Genomic DNA, 18,990 nt, shown 5'->3' on the forward strand with positions numbered 1-18,990 from the left:
GGATTCGCTCAGCGCCGTTCGGGCTTCGCGCTGCGCGACATCAGTTCCTTGAGCGCGACGACCGGCGGCTTGCCCTCGTGCACGATGCCGGCGACCGTCTCCGTGATCGGCATGTCGACGCCGTGCCGGCGGGCCAGATCCAGCACGGACTCACAGGACTTGACGCCCTCGGCGGTCTGCTTGGTGACCGCGATGGTCTCCTCCAGGGTCATGCCCTTGCCGAGGTTGGTGCCGAAGGTGTGGTTGCGGGACAGCGGGGAGGAGCAGGTGGCCACCAGGTCGCCGAGACCGGCGAGCCCGGAGAAGGTCAGCGGGTCGGCGCCGAGCACCGTGCCGAGCCGCGCGGTCTCCGCGAGGCCCCGGGTGATCAGCGATCCCTTGGCGTTGTCGCCGAGCCCCATGCCGTCCGCGATGCCGACGGCGAGCCCGATCACGTTCTTCACGGCACCGCCCAGCTCACAGCCCACCACGTCGGTCTCGGTGTACGGCCGGAAGTAGGGCGTGTGGCAGGCGGCCTGGAGGCGCCGGGCGACGGCCTCGTCGGCGCAGGCCACGACCGCGGCGGCGGGCATCCGGGCGGCGACCTCGCGGGCCAGGTTGGGCCCGGTGACCACGGCGATGCGGTCCGCGCCGACCTTGGCGACGTCCTCGATGACCTCGCTCATCCGCATGGCGGAGCCGAGTTCGACGCCCTTCATCAGGGAGACCAGGACGGTGCCCGGGGCGAGCAGCGGAAGCCACTCGGCGAGGTTCTGGCGCAGGGTCTGGGAGGGGATGGCGAGGACGGTGAACTCCGCGTCGCGCAGCGCCTCGGCGGCGTCCGCGGTGGCGCGCAGGTTCTCCGGGAGTTCCACACCGGGCAGGTAGTCGGGGTTGACCCGGGTGGAGTTGACCGCCTCGGCCAGCTGCGGCCGGCGGGCCCACAGGGTCACCTCGCAACCGGCGTCGGCGAGCACCACGCCGAAGGCGGTGCCCCAGGAGCCGGTGCCCATGACGGCCACCCGCACAGGCGTGCTCACTTGCTCTGCTCCTCTTCCTGCCGGGCCTTGTTCTGCCGCTGGGTGCGGCGGCGCTGCTCGATCCGCTCGCGGCGCGGGTCGTACGGCGTCTCGGGCGCCTTCTCGCCGCGGATCTCCTCCAGGAGGCGGGTGATGGCCGCCATGATGACCTCGGTGGCCTCCTTGAGGAGGTCCGGGGTCATGTCCTTGCCGTAGAAGCGCGACAGGTCCACCGGCGGGCCCGCCAGCACATGGTGGGTCTTGCGCGGGAAGAGGTTCGGCTTCTTGGCGTACGGCGGCAGCAGTTCGTTGGCGCCCCACTGGGCGACCGGGATCACCGGGCACTTGGTCTGCAGGGCCACGCGGGCGGCCCCGGTCTTGCCGGTCATGGGCCAGCCGGCCGGGTCGCGGGTGAGGGTGCCCTCGGGGTAGAAGGCGACGCACTCGCCGCGCTCCACGGCGTCGATCGCGGCGCGGAAGGCGCTCAGCGCGTCCGTGGACTCGCGGTAGACCGGAATCTGTCCCGTGCCGCGCATGGCGGCGCCGACGATTCCCTTCTTGAAAAGCCCGCTCTTCGCCAGGAATCGCGGAACCCGTCCGGTGTTGTACTGATAGTGCGCGTATGCGAAGGGGTCCACGTGGGAATTGTGGTTCACCACCGTTATAAATCCGCCCTCGGCCGGAATGTGCTCCATTCCACGCCAGTCCCGCTTGATCAGAACCACCAGCGGCGGTTTGCAGATCACCGCGGCGAAGCGGTACCAGAAGCCGATTCTGCGGCGGGGCACAAGGACACCTTCCTCTAGGGCAGCCACCCCGGCGGGGGCCGCACAAGTGTCGCCCCGGAGCGCCGGTCTGTCGAGAACACCGTACGCCCGCCCGTCACCCGCCCCCGTCCTTGCGCGGGGCTTCGCGCGCCTCCCCGTGCCCCCGTGGCGGGCGGGGGCGGGTGACAATGATCGCGACGAGAGAGGGACGGTACGCCGGTGCAGTGGACGTTGGTCATCCCCCTTAAGCCCCTGTCCCGGGCCAAGAGCAGGCTCGCGGACACCGCGGCGGACGGGGTCCGCCCGGGACTGGTCCTCGCGTTCGCCCAGGACACGGTGGCCGCGGCCCTGGCGTGCGAGGCGGTCGCGGATGTGGTGGTCGTCACGGACGATCAACGGGCCGGGCGCGCGCTGTCCGAGCTGGGCGCTGGGATCGTGCCGGACACCCCGGCGCGCGGTCTGAACGCGGCGCTCGCGCACGGGGCGAGCACCGTGCGCCGATCGCGCCCGGGTGCGGCCGTGGCGGCCCTGAACGCCGATCTGCCGGCGCTGCGGGCGGCGGAACTCCAGCGGGTGCTTTCCGCCGCCGCGGAATTCCCCCGGGCATTTCTCGCGGACGCGGCGGGGGTCGGTACGACGCTGCTGGCGGCCGGGGCGGACGAGGAATTGCGGCCGGGCTTCGGGACGGGATCGCGGGCGCGGCACCGGGCGTCGGGCGCACGGGAACTTCTGCTGGCGGACGTGGATTCGGTGCGCCAGGACGTGGACACCGGGGACGATCTGCGGGCGGCGCTGGCCCTGGGGGTCGGGCCGCGCACGGCGGCCGTGTGCGCGGAATTGCCGGTTCCCGGTGCCTGACCGCCAGGGGGCCGGATCACTTGTCCGCGCGGTCCCCCGCAAAACGGTGGCCCGCGGTCCGGACGGCTACGCTGAACCCCATGCAGGCGACCGCGTACACCTACGACACCGAGACCCGTAGCGGACAGGTGCTGCTCGACGACGGCACCCCGGTGCCCTTCGACGGGGCGGCGTTCGACCGCGGCGGTCTGCGGCTCCTGCGGCCCGGGCAGCGGGTGCGGATCGAGACGGAGGGGACCGGCGAGGGGCTGCGGATCACGCTCGTGACCCTCCAGACCCTGTGACCGCCCCTGCACACGCCGCGGGCCGGACTCCCCGAGGAGTCCGGCCCGGCGCGTGAGTGCCCAGGTCGGTGACGTGGCGCCTAGCGGGCGGTGGCCTTCTTGGCGGTGGTCTTGCGGGCCGTCGACTTCCTGGCCGGGGCCTTCTTCGCGGTGACCTTCTTCGCCGGGGCCTTCTTCGCCGTCGCCTTCTTGGCGGTGGTCTTCTTCGCCGCGGTGGTCTTGGCGGTCGCCGTGGTCTTCTTGGCGGGCGCCTTCTTCGCGGTGGTCTTCTTCGCCGTGGCGGTGGTCTTCTTCGCCGCCGTCTTCTTGGCGGTGGTCTTCTTCGCGGCCGCCTTGGTGGTCTTCTTCGCGGCGGCCTTCTTCACCGTCGCGGCGGCGCCGCCGGTCAGGCTGCCCTTGGGCGCCTTCTTCACGGAGACCTCACCGCCCCGCGGCAGCTTCTTGGAGCCGCTCACCAGGTCCTTGAAGCCCTGCCCGGCGCGGAAGCGCGGCACGGAGGTCTTCTTGACCCGAACCCGCTCGCCCGTCTGGGGGTTGCGGGCGTAGCGGGCGGGGCGGTCCACCTTCTCGAAGGACCCGAAGCCGGTGACCGAGACCCGCTCGCCCGCGACGACCGCGCGGACGATGGCGTCCAGGACATGATCGACGGCATCGGCGGCCTGCTGGCGGCCGCCCACCTTGTCGGCAATCGCTTCTACGAGCTGCGCCTTGTTCACGTCTTCCCCTTCGGAGACATCGCCAGAACGAATGTGTTCAAGCTTTTTCGCACGTTAGGCAGATATATACCGCAAATCAAACACGAAACGGGCTTATCACCCTTGTGCCGCAACAGACTCGGCGTTCTCGGGCTGTTCAGCGGTCCTCGCCGGGGATCCGACCCTCGTCGAGGTCCGCGTTGAACCGCTCAAGCCGCCTTGCCGCACCGGCGAGATCGTGCTTGGCCGCGGCCGTAATGACCAGCAGCTTCCGGGTCAGCGCCATCCGTACGCCCTCCGGGACTTGCAGTGCGCGCACTCGTGAGTGCGCTTCCTTGAGTTGGTTCGCGACCGCCGTATAGAGCTGGAGTTGGCCGTCGTGTTCCATGCACAGATTGTGCCATCTGGGGCGAGTTGTCGCCTGCCCAGGGGGCAACTCCCGCCACAAATGGCCTTCCGGGCTCTTGCGGAAGGCATGATCCTCTGCCTCATCTACCCTGCCAACGCCCTTCATAACACGGGAAGTTGAGAGCGTCCCCAGAGGTGAGCGCGGCCGGAGGGGCCCGGACATGCCTGTACCCCCGATCGGGGCGATCGGGGGTACAGGTGGGTTGGTTGGAGTGGCCGAAACCCGACCCTCTGGGGGCCCGGGACAGGCTACCCGGTCAGCTCTGGAGCGTCCGCGGCTTGTAGGCGGGACGCTTCGCCTCGTACGCGGCGATGTCGTCCTCGTTCCGGAGCGTGATGGAGATGTCGTCCAGGCCGTTCAGCAGGCGCCAGCGGGAGTTCTCGTCCAGCTCGAAGGAGGCGGTGACGCCCTCGGCACGCACCTCGCGCGCCTGGAGGTCCACGGTGATCTCGGCCGTCGGGTCGGCCTCGGTCAGCTCCCACAGCGCCTCCACGACCTTCTGGTCCAGGACGACGGTGAGCAGGCCGTTCTTCAGCGAGTTGCCGCGGAAGATGTCCGCGAAGCGGGCGGAGATCACGGTCTTGAAGCCGTAGTTCTGCAGCGCCCAGACGGCGTGCTCACGGGAGGAGCCGGTGCCGAAGTCGGGGCCGGCCACCAGGACGGTGGCGCCCTGCCGCTCGGGACGGTTGAGGACGAACTCGGGGTCCTTGCGCCAGGCCTCGAACAGCCCGTCCTCGAACCCGTCCCGGGTGACCTTCTTGAGCCAGTGGGCGGGGATGATCTGGTCGGTGTCGACGTTGCTGCGGCGCAGCGGCACGGCCCGGCCGGTGTGGGTGGTGAAGGCTTCCATCGTTCTCAGACTCCAGCGGGCGTACGGTCGTCGGTCAGGTCGGCCGGGGCGGCCAGGTGGCCCAGGACGGCGGTGGCGGCCGCGACCTGCGGCGACACCAGGTGGGTGCGACCGCCCTTGCCCTGCCGGCCCTCGAAGTTGCGGTTGGAGGTGGAGGCGGAGCGCTCGCCCGGGGCCAGCTGGTCGGGGTTCATGCCCAGGCACATCGAGCAGCCCGCGTACCGCCATTCGGCGCCGGCCTCCTTGAAGACCACGTCCAGGCCCTCCTCGGCCGCCTGGAGGCCGACCCGCGCGGAGCCCGGCACGACCAGCATCCGTACGCCGTCGGCGACTTTGCGGTCCTTCAGGATCGCGGCGACGGCGCGCAGGTCCTCGATCCGGCCGTTGGTGCACGAGCCTACGAAGACGGTGTCCACCTTGATGGAGCGCAGCGGGGCTCCGGCCTCCAACCCCATGTACTCCAGGGCCTTTTCGGCGGCCAGGCGCTCCGATGCGTCTTCGTACGAAGCGGGGTCGGGGACGGACGCCGAAAGCGGCGCGCCCTGGCCGGGGTTGGTGCCCCAGGTGACGAACGGGGACAGCTCGGCGGCGTCGATGACGACCTCGGCGTCGAAGACCGCGTCCTCGTCGGTGCGCAGCGTCTTCCAGTACGCGACGGCCGCGTCCCAGTCGGCGCCCTCGGGGGCGTGCGGACGGCCCTTGAGGTACTCGAAGGTGGTCTCGTCGGGAGCGATCATGCCCGCGCGGGCGCCGGCCTCGATCGACATGTTGCAGATGGTCATCCGGGCCTCCATCGAGAGCTTCTCGATGGCGGAGCCGCGGTACTCCAGGACGTAGCCCTGGCCGCCGCCGGTACCGATCTTCGCGATGATCGCCAGGATCAGGTCCTTGGCGGTGACGCCCTCGGGCAGCTCGCCCTCGACGGTGATCGCCATGGTCTTGGGGCGCACCATCGGCAGCGTCTGGGTGGCCAGCACGTGCTCGACCTGGGAGGTGCCGATGCCGAACGCCAGCGCGCCGAAGGCGCCGTGCGTGGAGGTGTGGGAGTCGCCGCAGACCACGGTGGTGCCCGGCTGGGTCAGGCCCAGCTGCGGGCCGACCACGTGCACCACGCCCTGCTCGACGTCGCCCAGCGGGTGCAGTCGCACGCCGAACTCGGCGCAGTTCTTGCGCAGGGTCTCCAGCTGGACGCGGGAGACCGGGTCGGCGATCGGCTTGTCGATGTCGAGGGTCGGGGTGTTGTGATCCTCGGTCGCGATGGTGAGGTCGAGGCGGCGCACCGCGCGGCCGTTCTTGCGCAGCCCGTCGAAGGCCTGCGGGCTGGTCACCTCGTGCAGCAGGTGCAGATCGATGTAGAGGAGGTCGGGCTCGCCCTCGGCGCGCCGGACGACGTGGTCGTCCCAGACCTTCTCCGCGAGTGTCCTACCCATCGCTTTCCCTCCGGCCGGCATGCGTGCACCGGCCCAACTAGAGATCTTGAGGACGGCGCCCGCGCCCCTGCTTCCGGGCGTCCGCCGCCGGGCCCGTCGATGGACGGGCCGCCGTGTTCAACCAGAGTGGCGCGTTCCGCGGAAAATTGAACTTGCGTTTCACAGAGTGAGACGCGAGTATCGTTGCATGGACAACAGTAGCGGCGTCGGCGTTCTGGACAAGGCGGCCCTCGTCCTGAGCGCTCTGGAGTCCGGTCCGGCCACCCTCGCGGGTCTGGTCGGGGCCACCGGACTGGCACGACCCACGGCCCACCGCCTGGCCGTGGCCCTGGAACACCACCGCATGGTGGCACGCGACATGCAGGGCCGGTTCATCCTCGGCCCCCGGCTGTCGGAACTCGCGGCGGCGGCGGGCGAGGACCGCCTGCTGGCGACGGCCGGCCCGGTCCTCACCCACCTGCGGGACGTCACCGGCGAGAGCGCCCAGCTCTACCGGCGTCAGGGTGACATGCGCATCTGCGTGGCCGCGGCGGAGCGCCTGTCCGGCCTGCGGGACACCGTCCCGGTCGGCTCCACGCTCACGATGAAGGCCGGCTCCTCGGCGCAGATCCTGCTCGCCTGGGAGGAGCCCGAGCGCCTGCACCGGGGCCTCCAGGGCGCCCGCTTCACGGCGACGGCCCTGTCGGGCGTACGGCGCCGCGGCTGGGCCCAGTCCATCGGGGAGCGCGAGCCGGGCGTCGCGTCCGTCTCCGCGCCCGTGCGCGGCCCCTCCAACCGCGTGGTGGCCGCCGTCTCCGTCTCGGGTCCCATCGAGCGCCTCACCCGCCACCCGGGCCGCATGCACGCCCAGGCCGTCATCGACGCCGCCGCGCGCCTCTCCGAGGCCCTGCGCCGCTCGGGCTGACCTCCACCGCCCGGAAAACACCGGGGAGGGCCCGCCTCAACGCCGCGGCGGCCCCTCCCCTTTTTTTTCCCGCTCCCCCGCCCTCCCCCTTCCCCGCTCCCCCGGCCCCCGGCCCCCCGGCCCCCGGCTCAGTCGGCCTTCTCGCGCACCGGCTCGCGCCGCGGCCGCGCCGCGCGGTAGGCGAACCGGTCCGCGGCGTACCGCCCCCGCCGCTCCAGCGGCACCTGCCCGTACGCCTCCGCCAGCCCGAACGCCGGCATGTCCGCGTAGATCGCCTCGTACGACCCCTCCGGCACCACGTACGCCTCGTGCCAGATGCCGACCTGCCCGCGCAGCCTGCCCGCCCGCTCCGCGCGGTTGACCCGGGCCCACACCTCGTGGTGGAAGGCGTCGGGCGCGGCGGCGTAGGCGTACAGCTTCTCCTTGGACTCCCAGTACTGAACGACGTAGTACGTGCGCGGCGACGCCGTCAGCAGCACCTTCGCGCGCAGCCCCCGGGAAGGGTCCCGCGCCAGTTCCCGCAGCATTCGCAGCATCGCGAGCATCACCGGCACCCACAGGTGGACCGCCCGGAAACGGTTGATGCGCATGCCGATCAGCAGGACGACGACGTCGCCCTCCGCGCCGGCGGTCGTACGGGACACCATCGCTTCCCCCCTCGTTGGTGAGCGGCACTATCCAAACCGCGATGCTTGGATAGTGCTCCTGTCCAAGAGGAGATGCAAGAGATGCGGCTCGCCGAACTGAGCAGACGCAGCGGGGTGTCCACCGCGACGATCAAGTACTACCTGCGTGAAGGGCTGTTGCCGCCGGGCCGCCGGCACAACGCCACCACGGCCGAGTACGACGAGGAGCACCTGCGCCGGCTGCGGCTGGTGCGGGCGATGATCCAGGTCGGCCAGGTGCCCGTGGCGAAGGTGCGCGAGGTGCTCGGGCACGTGGACGACGACTCCCTGGGCCGCACGATCCGCCTGGGCGCGGCGCTGTGGGCGCTCCCCCAGGTGCCGGAGCCGGACGCGGACGACGAGCACGTCCGGGCCGCGCACGAGGAGGTCACCGCGCTCCTGGACCGGCTGGGCTGGGAGAACGCCAAGCGGCTGACGACCATCTCCCCCGCCTACCGCTCGCTGGTGGTGGCGGTCGCCGCGTTCCGCCGGCTCGGCTACCGCTGGGGCGCCGAACAGCTCGCGCCGTACGCCGAGTTGATGTACCGGACCGCGGTGCTCGACCTGGACAACATGGAGACGCATCCGTCCGAGGCCGAGGGGATCGAGTTCGCGGTGCTGGGGGCGATCCTCAACGAGCCGGCACTCCAGGCGTTGCACCGGCTGGCCCAGGAGGAGGAGACGGCGCGGCGGTACGGCTTCGAGTGAGCCGGACCGGCGCCGGGTACGGCGAAGGCCCCCCACCGAAGTGGAGGGCCTACCCGAGATGTACCCCCGACCGGATTCGAACCGGCGCTACCGCCTTGAGAGGGCGGCGTGCTAGGCCGCTACACAACGGGGGCGTGGACGCTGCGTTTCCGCAGGTCCGAGCTGGTCTACCTGGACTCGAACCAAGACTAACTGAACCAGAATCAGTCGTGCTGCCAATTACACCATAGACCAATGATGGTTTAGACCAGTCAGTACCCCCGACCGGATTCGAACCGGCGCTACCGCCTTGAGAGGGCGGCGTGCTAGGCCGCTACACAACGGGGGCCCTAGCGATCCCGACAAGATCAGGATCAGTACCCCCGACCGGATTCGAACCGGCGCTACTGCCTTGAGAGGGCAGCGTGCTAGGCCGCTACACAACGGGGGCTTTGCAGATAAGCTCTGCGAGCTGGCCTACCTGGACTCGAACCAAGACTAACTGAACCAGAATCAGTCGTGCTGCCAATTACACCATAGGCCACTGGAACTCAAGCCCCTGCGGGGTTCTCGTTCTAGCTTGCTCCTCGGGGTTCCGGCCTTCCGGCCCGTTCCCCTCGGCGCAGGAAGAACATTACCCGAAGGTGGACGGGGCTCCAAAACGAGTATCCGAGCGCAGCAGGGCGGGCAGTTCGGCGAGGCTGGTGATCCGGTGCACGCCCGCCTCCGCGGCGGCCCGCGCGGACGCCGCTCCCCGGTCGATCCACACGGACACCAGGCCGGCCTCGGCGGCGCCCCGCCCGTCGATCTCCGGGTGATCGCCGACGTACGCCACCCGGTGCGGGGGCAGGCCCAGCGCCTCGCAGGCCGCGAGGAAGGCGCCGGGGCGGGGCTTGGAGACGCCCAGCTCGGCGGCGCACAGCACGGCCTCGAAGCGGTCCAGCAGACCGAGGACGCGCAGCTTGCGCTCCTGGACGGTGATGCTGGAGTTGGACAGCACCGCGTGCCGGTGCGTGCCCGCGAGCGCCTCCAGCGCGGGCAGGACGTCCGGGAACAGGCCCCAGGCGGCCTCGTAGTGCCCGACGTACCGCTGGAACCAGGCGTCCGCCTCGGCGTCTTCCAGCTCCACGCCGAGGAACGTCCGTACGCGGTCGCGCCGCTGCTCCTGCCAGCCGCACTCCCCCGCCGCGTGCCGCGCCCAGTGCAGGTCGGTGATCCGCCGCCAGTGGGCCAGCGCGTCCTCCACGGTGCCGTACCGCCCGAGCAGGCCCTCGACGGCCAGGTGTGCCCGCATCCCGTGCCGGTCGGCGCCGGTGTAGTCGAAGAGGGTGTCGTCCACGTCCCAGACCACGGCTTCGATGCTCACGCCTTCGACCGTAACGCCGGGTGGCGGGGCGCGTCCGGGGAACCGGCGCGCGGCACCGGCCGGTGAGCGACCTCACACCGCGGGTGCCCGGACGCGCCGAGGGGCGGCACCCGGGGTTCCGGGTGCCGCCCCTGTCGTGCGGCGGACGGGCGCGGTTACGCGGCCAGCCTGGTCAGGGCCGCGTCGATGCGCTCCAGGGTCTTCTCCTTGCCCAGGACCTCGAGCGACTCGAAGAGCGGCAGGCCGACGGTGCGGCCGGTGACGGCGACGCGGACCGGGGCCTGGGCCTTGCCGAGCTTGAGGCCGTGGGCCTCGCCGGCGGCCAGGACGGCCTCCTTGAGGGACTCGGCCGAGGTCCAGTCCGCGGACTCCAGCTTCTCGCGGGCCGTGCGCAGCAGGGCGTCGGAGCCCTCCTTCATCGCCTTGGTCCAGGACGCCTCGTCGAAGACCGGCTCCGGCAGGAACAGGAAGTCGACGTTCTCGGTGATCTCCGACAGCACCTTCAGCCGGGTCTGCGCGTGCGGGGCGATGGCCTGCCACTTCGCCTCGTCGAAGGCCTCCGGGGCCCAGGGGGCGAAGGGCGCCTTCAGCCAGGTGCGGCAGCGCTCGGTGAACTCCTTCACATCCAGCATGCGGATGTGGTCGGCGTTGATCGCCTCGCACTTCTTCAGGTCGAAGCGCGCCGGGTTGGGGTTCACATCGGAGATCTCGAAGGCCTCGACCATCTCCTCGATGGTGAAGATGTCCTTGTCGGCCGAGAGCGACCAGCCCAGCAGGGAGAGGTAGTTGAGCAGGCCCTCGGGCAGGAAGCCGCGCTCGCGGTAGAGGTTCAGCGAGGACTGCGGGTCGCGCTTGGAGAGCTTCTTGTTGCCCTCGCCCATCACGTACGGCAGGTGGCCGAAGGCCGGGACCCGCTTGGCGATGCCCAGCTCCATCAGCGCCTTGTACAGCGCGATCTGGCGCGGGGTGGAGGAGAGCAGGTCCTCGCCGCGGAGCACGTGCGTGATCTCCATCAGCGCGTCGTCCACGGGGTTGACCAGCGTGTAGAGCGGGGCGCCGTTGGCGCGGACGATGCCGTAGTCCGGCACGTTCTCCGCGGTGAAGGTCAGCTCGCCGCGCACCAGGTCGTCGAAGGTGATCGTCTCGTCGGGCATCCGGAAGCGGACGATCGGGGAGCGGCCCTCGGCCTGGTACCGCTCGACCTGCTCGGCGGACAGGTCGCGGCAGTGGCCGTCGTAGCCGGAGGGCTTGCCGGCGGCGCGGGCGGCCTCGCGGCGGGAGTCCAGCTCCTCCTGGGAGCAGTAGCAGTGGTAGGCGTAGCCGCCGTCGAGGAGCTTGCGCGCGACGTCGGCGTAGATGTCCATGCGCTGCGACTGGCGGTACGGCGCGTGCGGGCCGCCGACCTCGGGGCCCTCGTCCCAGTCGAAGCCGAGCCAGCGCATCGCCTCGAGCAGCTGGTTGTAGGACTCCTCGGAGTCGCGGGCCGCGTCGGTGTCCTCGATGCGGAACACCAGGGTGCCCTGGTGGTGCCGGGCGAACGCCCAGTTGAACAGGGCGGTGCGGACCAGGCCCACGTGGGGGTTACCGGTGGGCGAGGGGCAGAAACGGACGCGGATGGGAGACGGGGAGGCGGGTGCGCTAGCCACGCTTGACAACCTTGTTGGTGAGAGTGCCGATGCCTTCGATGGTGACGGCGACGTCGTCGCCGACGTTGAGGGGGCCGACCCCTGCCGGGGTGCCGGTGAGGATGACGTCGCCGGGCAGCAGCGTCATGGCCTCCGTGATGTTGACGATCAGGTCCTCGATGGGGTGGATCATCTCGCTGGTGCGGCCCAGCTGGCGCTGCTCGCCGTTGACGGTGAGCTGCACGGTGAGGTCGTTGGCACGGGCGAGGTCCAGATCGGTCTCCACCCAGGGGCCGAGCGGGCAGGAGCTGTCGAAGCCCTTGGCCCGGGCCCACTGCTTCTCGCGGCGCTGGACGTCCCGGGCGGTGACGTCGTTGGCACAGGTGTAACCGAAGATCACGTCCTTGACGCGCTCGCGGGGCACCTCCCGGCACATGCGGCCGATGACGACGGCCAGCTCGGCCTCGTGGTGCAGCTCCTGCGAGAACGACGGGTACCGGATCTCGTCACCGGGGCCGATGACCGAGGTGGACGGCTTGAAGAAGGCGAACGGGGCCTCGGGCACCTCGTTGCCCAGCTCCCGCGCGTGTTCCGCGTAGTTGCGGCCGAACGCCACGACCTTGTTGGGGAGGACCGGGGGGAGCAGCCTGACCTTGCTCAGCGGCACCTTGGTACCGGACAGCTCGTGGTCGGCGAAGGGGATGCCCTTGATGATGTCGAGGACGAGTTCGTCCTGCTTGTCGCCCTCGACCGCGCCGAAGGCTACGTTCCCGTCGATGGAGAACCTGGCGATGCGCACGGGTGCTTGCGCCCCTCACTGAGAACCGGCGTACTGACGCCCAAGGTTAACCGGTCGGGCGGCCCGGCGTTCGGCCGGGAGCGCATGGCGAGCTGTTTTTCCGGCGCCGTAAAGCGCTTAACGGGAATTCCCGTTTCCGGTGATTTCGGGGGCGTGGCGACCGTCTCGCGGGACGCCTCATGGGCGTGTGACCTGCGGCGACGGCATCCCGTGCGACCCGGCGGGCGAGGGCGGGAAGGGTGCGGGGGCCCGGGCCGGCGCCGCGGATAAACCCGGCGGCGCGAATGCGCCGGAAAAGATGTGCGGCGGCTCGTCCGCCGATCCGTCCACCGAAAAGACGAGCGCGGCCCGGAAGATCATCATCAGCGGTTGATGATCTTCCGGGCCGCGCCGGGTACCTCCGCGGGGTGTCCGCCGGTCACTCGCCGGCCGGGGCCGCCGCGGGCTCGGGGACGTCGACCAGGATGGTGCGACGGGGGTTGGCCGTCTGGGCCGGGAGTTCGACGGACTGCTCCGGCAGCGCGGGCGTCTGCAGTTCGCCGGCGTCCTTGAGGTGCGCCAGGGTCGTGCGTCGCGGGTTGGCTATCTTGTGGAACATCATCGTCGTCTTCACGGTTGTACGAGTCCTAGTCCTGTGTCGGCGGATGCCAGAGCGGCGTGACAGATACGTCCCTCATGTAAAGCGTCAGGCTAAACATCCGATTCCCCGACGAACTCGCCAACCGGCCTCGATCTTGGTGTGATTTTGCTCACCAACTCGCGGGCAAACCGGTCAATTCCGGCCGACAACCCGCCCTAACGAAACGGACATTGGGGTCTGGAAGCCACCATTCCGCTGCCGATCATGGCGACTCAGACACGTGCCACCGGACGACGACTCGCAGGGATACGCCCGTTATGGGAGAGATCGACTTCCACGACTGGTGACCGGACACTCACCCCTTGTCACAGTTGTCACAGCTCGCCACTCGGCCCTTGTTGGAGATCCGGCACTGTGCTGGAATTCCACGGACCGCCGCGGGATCGAGCCGGCGCGCAGGGGGCGCAACGCAGCGCCGAGTGGCGGCGAGACAAGGGGGAACCAGCGCCGGTCACTCAAGACCACCGGGGGGCGTTTTCAGGGCGCCCGCCACGACGCCGACACCGTGTTCCTCCGCTCACGCGGAGGGGCGCCTGGTCCAGAGGTTGCGACGCTAGTGCAGGGACGTTTCAAGAGGGATGGCAGCGCTTCGGCGGAGCCGGAGGCGCACGACGGGACTGGCCCCGGCAAGGGCAGCGCCTCTCCCCAGCACGCCCAGAACCCGGGCACGGCCCCGTCCGCGGACGGCGGTGAGCGCACCCGCCCCGGCGCGTCGGCCCCCTCCGCCGCCCAGGGCGCCGCGAAGCCCGCGGGCCCCGCGCCGGCCGCGAAGTCCGCGTCGGCCCCCTCCGGCACCGGCTCGCGCATGGCCCTGCGCAACTGGCGCATCTCCACCCGTCTGGTCTCGCTGCTCGCCCTCCCCGTGGTCGCGGCGACCTCGCTGGGCGCGCTGCGCATCAACGAGAACCTGAACGACATCCAGCAGCTCGACAACATGAAGCTGCTGACGGACATGACCAAGCAGGCCACCGAGCTGGCCGCCGCGCTCCAGGAGGAGCGCGACCAGTCCGCCGGTCCCCTGTCGCACGGGCTCAGCGCCGGCGACTACACGGTCAAGGGCTACCAGCAGAAGACCGACCGGGCCCGCGCCAACTTCCTCGACGCGTCCGAGCAGATCGACGAGGCCAGCAAGAACGGCCAGTTGCAGGGCGTGCGCGACGCCCTGGTGGGCCTCGCCAACCAGTTGGACGACCTGGCGAAGATCCGCCGGTCCGCCTATCAGTCCAAGGCCAACTCGTCCCAGACGATCGAGTCCTACCACCGGCTCATCACCCAGCTGATCGACCTGTCCCAGGACATGGCCGAGGCGTCCAGCAACCCGGAGATGATCTCGCGCACCCGCGCCCTGGCGGCCTTCTCCACCGCCAAGGAGTACGCGTCCGTGCAGCGCGCCACCATCGCCGCGGCGCTGCCCTCGACCACCTCCAGCAAGGCCGACCTCTCGGAGAACGACCGCCTCTACGGCGAGTCCGCGTACGAGAGCGAGAACTCCGAACTCGCCATCTTCCGCAAGATCTACGCGAGTCAGAACGCCGAGGAACTGCTCAAGCCGATCGACGAGGGCAACCCGACGATCGAGTCCGCGGACACCTACGCCAAGCGCGCCTTCGAGCAGCGCGGCGGTCTCGCGGACCTGCCCCCGCGGTCGTACCGCGACTGGGTGGACGACAGCTCGACCAAGATCGAGCAGATGAAGAAGATCGAGCACACGCTGCTCGAGGACATGGAGCAGAAGGCGCGCGAGCTCAAGAGCGCCACCCAGCGCGACGCCATCATCTCCGGTGCGCTGATCCTGCTGGTGCTCGGTGTCTCGCTGGTCGGCGCGTTCGTCGTGGCCCGCTCCATGATCCGTTCGCTGCGCCGGCTTCAGGAGACCGCCACCAAGGTCGCCCAGGAACGCCTGCCCGAGCTGGTCAAGCACCTGTCCGAGTCCGACCCGCAGGACGTGGACACCTCCGTGGAGTCGGTCGGCGTGCACTCCCGGGACGAGATCGGCCAGGTGGCCGCGGCCTTCGACGACGTGCACCGCGAGGCGGTCCGCCTCGCCGCCGAGCAGGCCCTGCTGCGGGGCAACGTCAACGCGATGTTCACCAACCTCTCGCGTCGCTCCCAGGGTCTGATCCAGCGTCAGCTCTCGCTCATCTCCGAACTGGAGTCCCGCGAGGCCGACCCGGACCAGCTGTCCTCGCTGTTCAAGCTGGACCACCTCGCCACCCGTATGCGCCGTAACGGCGAGAACCTCCTCGTCCTCGCGGGCGAGGAGCCCGGCCGCCGCTGGACCCGTCCGGTCCCGCTGGTCGACGTGCTCCGCGCCGCCGCGTCCGAGGTGGAGCAGTACGAGCGCATCGAGCTGGCCTCCGTGCCGACGACCGAGGTCGCCGGCCGGGTCGTCAACGACCTCGTGCACCTGCTCGCCGAGCTGCTGGAGAACGCCACCTCGTTCTCCTCCCCGCAGACCAAGGTCAAGGTCACCGGTCACGCGCTGCCCGACGGCCGGGTGCTGATCGAGATCCACGACACCGGCATCGGTCTGTCCCCCGAGGACCTGGCCGCGATCAACGAGCGGCTGGCCTCGCCGCCCACCGTGGACGTCTCCGTCTCCCGTCGCATGGGCCTGTTCGTGGTCGGCCGGCTGTCCCAGCGGCACGGCATCCGCATCCAGCTGCGCCCGTCCGACTCCGGTGGCACGACCGCGCTGGTCATGCTGCCGGTGGACGTCGCCCAGGGCGGCAAGAAGCCGGCTCCGGGCAAGCCCGGCGGGCCCGGCGCGAGCGGCGGTCCGGCCGCCGCGCAGGCGGCCGCGGGTGCCGCCGCGGCCCGGCGCGGTGGCGCGGGCGGCGGTGGCCAGGGCGGTGGGCTGCTCGGTTCCGGCCCCGGCTCGCGCGGCCAGGTCGGCACCGGCCAGGGTCCCCGGGCCGCGCTGCCCGGCACCGGCCAGGGCGGCGGCCGTCCGAACGGCCCCGGCGGCCCGCGCGGTCCGCAGCGCGGCGGCCCCGGCTCCCCCGCCGGCTTCGGCGCGCAGGCACCGGGCGGCCCGCAGGGGCTCCAGGCCGCAGACCCGGCCGGCCCGCAGCAGGACCTCTTCTCCGGCCGCGGCCCGCAGCGCGGCTCCGGCAACTCCGGCGAGCAGGGCCGCCAGGCCCAGCTGCCGGCCCGCGGCGGCCCGCGTGCCGAGCTGCCCGGCGGCGACGCCCGGCGCACCCAGGACTGGAACGACGGCCGGGCCTCGCTGGACACCCCGCGCGGCCACGACGAGCAGGACCCCTCGGGCACCGCGCCCATGCCGCGGATCGACGACCGGCAGGGTCCGGGCTCGACCGCGGAGATGCCCCGGATCGACGCCCAGGGCCCCGGCGCCACGGGCGAGTTCACCCGCCCGGAGCTGCCCGGCACCCCCGGCTCCCAGGGCACCGGCCAGTTCGAACTCCCGCAGCACACCGGGCAGTTCCCGCGTCCCGACGCCGGCCGGCAGCAGTACGGCCGTCCGGAGGCGGCGCAGGACACCGGTCAGTACCAGCGCCCGGACGTCCCGCAGGAGACCGGGCAGTACCAGCGCCCCGACCTCGGGCACGACACCGGCCAGTACCAGCGTCCCGACGTCCCGCAGGAGACCGGGCAGTACCAGCGCCCCGACCTCGGGCACGACACCGGCCAGTACCAGCGTCCCGAGGAGACGGGCCAGCACCGGCGTCCCGACGCCGGTCAGCACACCGGTCAGTTCCCGCAGGCCGAACTCCCGCGGCAGACCGGGCAGTTCCCGCGTCCGGACGCCGCGCAGGCGCCGGGCCGGTTCGACGGTGCGAACGGCGGGCAGGGCGACGGATCGTTCGTGCGCTCCGACATCTTCGGCACGCCCGCGCGGCAGGAGCAGCCGGCCCAGGACGACGGCCGGTTCGCGGCCCCGCAGCAGTACGACGGCGGCTTCGGCGACAACGGCACCGGTCGGCACGCGCTGCCCGGCCGCCAGGACCCCGCGCACACCGGCCAGTTCGAGCGCCCCCAGCCGCCGGTCCGCGACGACTTCGGCGCCCCGCGCCCGCCGGCCCCGCAGCCGGCCCCGGTCCGCCAGGAGCCGGAGGCGCTGCCGCCGGCCAGCGGCCCCGGGGACGGTCGTACCCCGCTGTTCGACACGCTGGAGACCAACTGGTTCCACGGCCAGCAGCAGCAGAACCCGGCCGCTCAGCAGCAGCCGCAGAACCCGCAGCGCCCCGCCGACGCCACCGGCTCCTGGCGCACCTCGCCGAACGACGAACTCGTACGGCAGGCCGAGCGGGTGCGCCAGCCCGCCTCGGGCGGTGTCACCACCTCCGGCCTGCCGCGCCGGGTGCCCAAGGCCAACCTGGTCCCGGGCACGGCTCAGCAGCAACAGCACCAGGCTGGTCCGCAGGTGTCGCGTGCGCCCGACGACGTACGCGGCCGGCTGACCAATCTCCGTCGGGGCATCGCCCAGGGCCGTCAGGCCGGCAGCGGCCAGACCGGCAGCTACCCGAGCCCCACTCACCAGCAGGAGCGTTAGTTGAGTCCGATGAGCCAGGCGGCACAGAACCTGAACTGGTTGATCACCAACTTCGTGGACAACACCCCCGGGGTGTCCCACACGGTGGTGGTCTCTGCCGACGGCCTGCTGCTGGCGATGTCCGAGGGCTTCCCACGGGACCGCGCGGACCAGCTGGCGGCCGTCGCCTCCGGGCTGACCTCGCTGACCGCCGGGGCGTCCCGGATCTTCGAGGGCGGCACCGTCTCCCAGACGGTCGTGGAGATGGAGCGGGGGTTCCTCTTCCTGATGTCCGTCTCGGACGGCTCGTCCCTCGCGGTGCTGGCTCACCCGGAGTGCGACATCGGCCTCGTCGGCTACGAGATGGCACTGCTCGTCGACCGCGCGGGAGCGGTACTCACCCCCGACCTGCGCGCCGAACTACAGGGCAGTCTGCTCCACTGACCGGCCCCGGCACCACCCACCTCACAAAAACACCGTCCGGCCGCCACAAACCCCCCACCGGCCCCGTCAGACGGCTTGACTGACCGACTTGCTGTCCCGCCCGGAGGATCCATGACCCCGCCCACCGCCCATCACGATCCGTACGCGGAACCGTACGGCGACGAGGGCGACCAGCCGCTGGTGCGGCCGTACGCCATGACCGGCGGCCGGACCCGGCCGCGGTACCAGCTCGCCATCGAGGCGCTGATCAGCACGACGGCCGACCCGGCGGCGCTCATGAGCCTGCTCCCCGAGCACCAGCGCATCTGCCACCTGTGCCGTGAGGTCAAGTCGGTGGCGGAGGTCTCCGCGCTGCTGAACATGCCGCTCGGCGTGGCCCGGATCCTGGTCGCCGACCTCGCCGAGGCCGGCCTGGTCGCCGTGCACCAGCCGGGCGGCGACGAGAACAACGGCGGCGCACCGGACGTGACGCTGCTCGAAAGGGTGCTCAGTGGACTTCGCAAGCTCTGACGCGGGCCGGGCCACCACCTCGGCGAAGATCGTGGTGGCGGGCGGCTTCGGCGTGGGCAAGACCACGTTCGTCGGCGCCGTCTCGGAGATCAACCCGCTGCGCACGGAGGCCGTCATGACGTCCGCTTCGGCGGGCATCGACGACCTGACCCACACCGGGGACAAGACCACCACCACGGTGGCCATGGACTTCGGCCGCATCACTCTGGACCAGGACCTCATCCTGTACCTCTTCGGCACCCCCGGCCAGGACCGCTTCTGGTTCATGTGGGACGACCTGGTCCGCGGCGCCATCGGCGCGGTCGTCCTCGTCGACACCCGCCGGCTCGCCGACTGCTTCCCGGCCGTCGACTACTTCGAGAACAGCGGCCTGCCCTTCGTCATCGCGCTGAACGGCTTCGACGGCCATCAGCCGTACTCCCCCGACGAGGTGCGCGAGGCACTCCAGATCGGCCCCGACACCCCGATCATCACCACCGACGCCCGCCACCGCGCCGACGCCAAGAGCGCGTTGATCACGCTGGTGGAGCACGCGCTGATGGCGCGGCTGAGGTAACACTCAAG

Annotated in this window: 20 protein-coding genes and 5 tRNA genes; 9 read left to right on the forward strand and 16 right to left on the reverse strand. The window is 71.2% G+C overall.

What is annotated here, in order from left to right; all coding sequences use genetic code 11:
- Positions 1–8: 8 nt before the first annotated feature.
- Together HZZ00_RS29390 and HZZ00_RS29395 are read right to left on the reverse strand one after the other, a co-directional pair.
- Positions 9–1,019 (reverse strand): NAD(P)H-dependent glycerol-3-phosphate dehydrogenase, encoded by a 1,011-nt coding sequence (locus HZZ00_RS29390; protein ID WP_180329249.1) that lies wholly within the window; start codon positions 1,017–1,019, stop codon positions 9–11.
- Positions 1,016–1,786, reverse strand: a complete 771-nt coding sequence (locus tag HZZ00_RS29395) for a 1-acyl-sn-glycerol-3-phosphate acyltransferase (RefSeq protein WP_180329250.1) — start codon at positions 1,784–1,786, stop codon at positions 1,016–1,018. The genes HZZ00_RS29390 and HZZ00_RS29395 overlap by 4 nt, the downstream gene beginning before the upstream one ends.
- Before the next feature lie 198 nt (positions 1,787–1,984).
- Between HZZ00_RS29395 and cofC the strand changes: the two genes are divergently transcribed.
- Positions 1,985–2,623: a 2-phospho-L-lactate guanylyltransferase gene (cofC, locus tag HZZ00_RS29400; protein WP_180329251.1), complete on the forward strand. Its 639-nt coding sequence runs from the start codon at positions 1,985–1,987 to the stop codon at positions 2,621–2,623.
- Positions 2,624–2,703: 80 nt separating this feature from the next.
- On the forward strand, positions 2,704–2,907 hold the full coding sequence (locus HZZ00_RS29405) for a hypothetical protein (RefSeq protein WP_180329252.1): 204 nt from the start codon (positions 2,704–2,706) through the stop codon (positions 2,905–2,907).
- 80 nt (positions 2,908–2,987) lie between these two features.
- On the opposite strand, the gene HZZ00_RS29410 is transcribed toward HZZ00_RS29405, so the two are convergent.
- From HZZ00_RS29410 to leuC, 4 genes are all read right to left on the reverse strand, one after another.
- Complete coding sequence (locus tag HZZ00_RS29410) at positions 2,988–3,623, reverse strand: HU family DNA-binding protein (RefSeq protein WP_070022325.1); 636 nt, start codon at positions 3,621–3,623, stop codon at positions 2,988–2,990.
- 136 nt (positions 3,624–3,759) lie between these two features.
- Positions 3,760–3,990 carry a hypothetical protein gene (locus HZZ00_RS29415; RefSeq protein WP_070022326.1) on the reverse strand — a complete coding sequence of 77 codons (231 nt, stop codon included), beginning with the start codon at positions 3,988–3,990 and terminating at the stop codon, positions 3,760–3,762.
- A gap of 277 nt (positions 3,991–4,267) precedes the next feature.
- A complete protein-coding gene (gene leuD / locus HZZ00_RS29420; protein ID WP_074993467.1) occupies positions 4,268–4,861 on the reverse strand; it encodes a 3-isopropylmalate dehydratase small subunit in 594 nt (197 codons plus the stop codon).
- A 5-nt stretch (positions 4,862–4,866) separates the two neighbouring features.
- Positions 4,867–6,291 (reverse strand): 3-isopropylmalate dehydratase large subunit, encoded by a 1,425-nt coding sequence (gene leuC / locus HZZ00_RS29425; protein WP_180329253.1) that lies wholly within the window; start codon positions 6,289–6,291, stop codon positions 4,867–4,869.
- 187 nt (positions 6,292–6,478) lie between these two features.
- Here leuC and ndgR point away from each other — a divergent pair, with 187 nt between their 5' ends.
- A complete protein-coding gene (gene ndgR, locus HZZ00_RS29430; RefSeq protein WP_067130667.1) occupies positions 6,479–7,195 on the forward strand; it encodes an IclR family transcriptional regulator NdgR in 717 nt (238 codons plus the stop codon).
- A 128-nt stretch (positions 7,196–7,323) separates the two neighbouring features.
- Here the strand turns inward: ndgR and HZZ00_RS29435 are convergent, their stop codons facing one another.
- Entirely contained in the window at positions 7,324–7,842 is a 519-nt protein-coding gene (locus HZZ00_RS29435) for a DUF4188 domain-containing protein (protein ID WP_180329254.1), read from the reverse strand.
- 81 nt (positions 7,843–7,923) lie between these two features.
- Between HZZ00_RS29435 and HZZ00_RS29440 the strand changes: the two genes are divergently transcribed.
- Positions 7,924–8,568, forward strand: a complete 645-nt coding sequence (locus tag HZZ00_RS29440) for a MerR family transcriptional regulator (RefSeq protein WP_180333762.1) — start codon at positions 7,924–7,926, stop codon at positions 8,566–8,568.
- A gap of 61 nt (positions 8,569–8,629) precedes the next feature.
- Here HZZ00_RS29440 and HZZ00_RS29445 read toward each other — a convergent pair.
- From HZZ00_RS29445 to HZZ00_RS29480, 8 genes are all read right to left on the reverse strand, one after another.
- Positions 8,630–8,702 (reverse strand) — tRNA-Glu (locus HZZ00_RS29445).
- A 28-nt stretch (positions 8,703–8,730) separates the two neighbouring features.
- Positions 8,731–8,802: transfer RNA gene (locus HZZ00_RS29450), tRNA-Gln, on the reverse strand.
- Between the two features lie 21 nt (positions 8,803–8,823).
- Positions 8,824–8,896 (reverse strand) — tRNA-Glu (locus HZZ00_RS29455).
- A gap of 29 nt (positions 8,897–8,925) precedes the next feature.
- Positions 8,926–8,998: transfer RNA gene (locus HZZ00_RS29460), tRNA-Glu, on the reverse strand.
- A gap of 21 nt (positions 8,999–9,019) precedes the next feature.
- Positions 9,020–9,091, reverse strand: a tRNA-Gln gene (locus tag HZZ00_RS29465).
- 90 nt (positions 9,092–9,181) lie between these two features.
- Positions 9,182–9,913 carry an HAD family hydrolase gene (locus HZZ00_RS29470; protein WP_180329255.1) on the reverse strand — a complete coding sequence of 244 codons (732 nt, stop codon included), beginning with the start codon at positions 9,911–9,913 and terminating at the stop codon, positions 9,182–9,184.
- A gap of 155 nt (positions 9,914–10,068) precedes the next feature.
- Positions 10,069–11,559 (reverse strand): glutamate--tRNA ligase, encoded by a 1,491-nt coding sequence (gene gltX / locus HZZ00_RS29475; RefSeq protein WP_180329256.1) that lies wholly within the window; start codon positions 11,557–11,559, stop codon positions 10,069–10,071.
- On the reverse strand, positions 11,552–12,337 hold the full coding sequence (locus tag HZZ00_RS29480; RefSeq protein ID WP_180329257.1) for a fumarylacetoacetate hydrolase family protein: 786 nt from the start codon (positions 12,335–12,337) through the stop codon (positions 11,552–11,554). The genes gltX and HZZ00_RS29480 overlap by 8 nt, the downstream gene beginning before the upstream one ends.
- Before the next feature lie 187 nt (positions 12,338–12,524).
- On the opposite strand from HZZ00_RS29480, the gene HZZ00_RS29485 reads away from it, so the two are divergent.
- Positions 12,525–12,710, forward strand: coding sequence for a hypothetical protein (locus HZZ00_RS29485; RefSeq protein ID WP_180329258.1), 186 nt, complete (start codon positions 12,525–12,527; stop codon positions 12,708–12,710).
- 45 nt (positions 12,711–12,755) lie between these two features.
- Here the strand turns inward: HZZ00_RS29485 and HZZ00_RS29490 are convergent, their stop codons facing one another.
- Positions 12,756–12,950, reverse strand: a complete 195-nt coding sequence (locus HZZ00_RS29490) for a hypothetical protein (protein WP_180329259.1) — start codon at positions 12,948–12,950, stop codon at positions 12,756–12,758.
- 583 nt (positions 12,951–13,533) lie between these two features.
- Between HZZ00_RS29490 and HZZ00_RS29495 the strand changes: the two genes are divergently transcribed.
- From HZZ00_RS29495 to HZZ00_RS29510, 4 genes are all read left to right on the forward strand, one after another.
- Positions 13,534–17,493, forward strand: coding sequence for a nitrate- and nitrite sensing domain-containing protein (locus HZZ00_RS29495; RefSeq protein WP_180329260.1), 3,960 nt, complete (start codon positions 13,534–13,536; stop codon positions 17,491–17,493).
- 9 nt (positions 17,494–17,502) lie between these two features.
- Positions 17,503–17,916 (forward strand): roadblock/LC7 domain-containing protein, encoded by a 414-nt coding sequence (locus HZZ00_RS29500; protein WP_070022333.1) that lies wholly within the window; start codon positions 17,503–17,505, stop codon positions 17,914–17,916.
- A gap of 111 nt (positions 17,917–18,027) precedes the next feature.
- Positions 18,028–18,426 carry a DUF742 domain-containing protein gene (locus HZZ00_RS29505; protein ID WP_180329261.1) on the forward strand — a complete coding sequence of 133 codons (399 nt, stop codon included), beginning with the start codon at positions 18,028–18,030 and terminating at the stop codon, positions 18,424–18,426.
- Positions 18,407–18,982: an ATP/GTP-binding protein gene (locus HZZ00_RS29510; RefSeq protein WP_070022335.1), complete on the forward strand. Its 576-nt coding sequence runs from the start codon at positions 18,407–18,409 to the stop codon at positions 18,980–18,982. Before HZZ00_RS29505 ends, HZZ00_RS29510 begins: the two co-directional genes overlap by 20 nt.
- Positions 18,983–18,990: the final 8 nt, after the last annotated feature.

This window comes from Streptomyces sp. NEAU-sy36, assembly GCF_013423905.1.
Lineage (GTDB): Bacteria > Actinomycetota > Actinomycetes > Streptomycetales > Streptomycetaceae > Streptomyces > Streptomyces misionensis.

Bases quoted from the DNA above. Each gene is read 5' to 3' on its own strand.
- HZZ00_RS29405 (WP_180329252.1), top strand. From the start codon at position 2,704: ATGCAGGCGACCGCGTACACCTACGACACCGAGACCCGTAGCGGACAG.
- ndgR (WP_067130667.1), top strand. From the start codon at position 6,479: ATGGACAACAGTAGCGGCGTCGGCGTTCTGGACAAGGCGGCCCTCGTC.
- HZZ00_RS29440 (WP_180333762.1), top strand. From the start codon at position 7,924: ATGCGGCTCGCCGAACTGAGCAGACGCAGCGGGGTGTCCACCGCGACG.
- leuD (WP_074993467.1), bottom strand. From the start codon at position 4,861: ATGGAAGCCTTCACCACCCACACCGGCCGGGCCGTGCCGCTGCGCCGC.
- HZZ00_RS29500 (WP_070022333.1), top strand. From the start codon at position 17,503: ATGAGCCAGGCGGCACAGAACCTGAACTGGTTGATCACCAACTTCGTG.
- HZZ00_RS29505 (WP_180329261.1), top strand. From the start codon at position 18,028: ATGACCCCGCCCACCGCCCATCACGATCCGTACGCGGAACCGTACGGC.
- HZZ00_RS29435 (WP_180329254.1), bottom strand. From the start codon at position 7,842: ATGGTGTCCCGTACGACCGCCGGCGCGGAGGGCGACGTCGTCGTCCTG.
- HZZ00_RS29415 (WP_070022326.1), bottom strand. From the start codon at position 3,990: ATGGAACACGACGGCCAACTCCAGCTCTATACGGCGGTCGCGAACCAA.
- leuC (WP_180329253.1), bottom strand. From the start codon at position 6,291: ATGGGTAGGACACTCGCGGAGAAGGTCTGGGACGACCACGTCGTCCGG.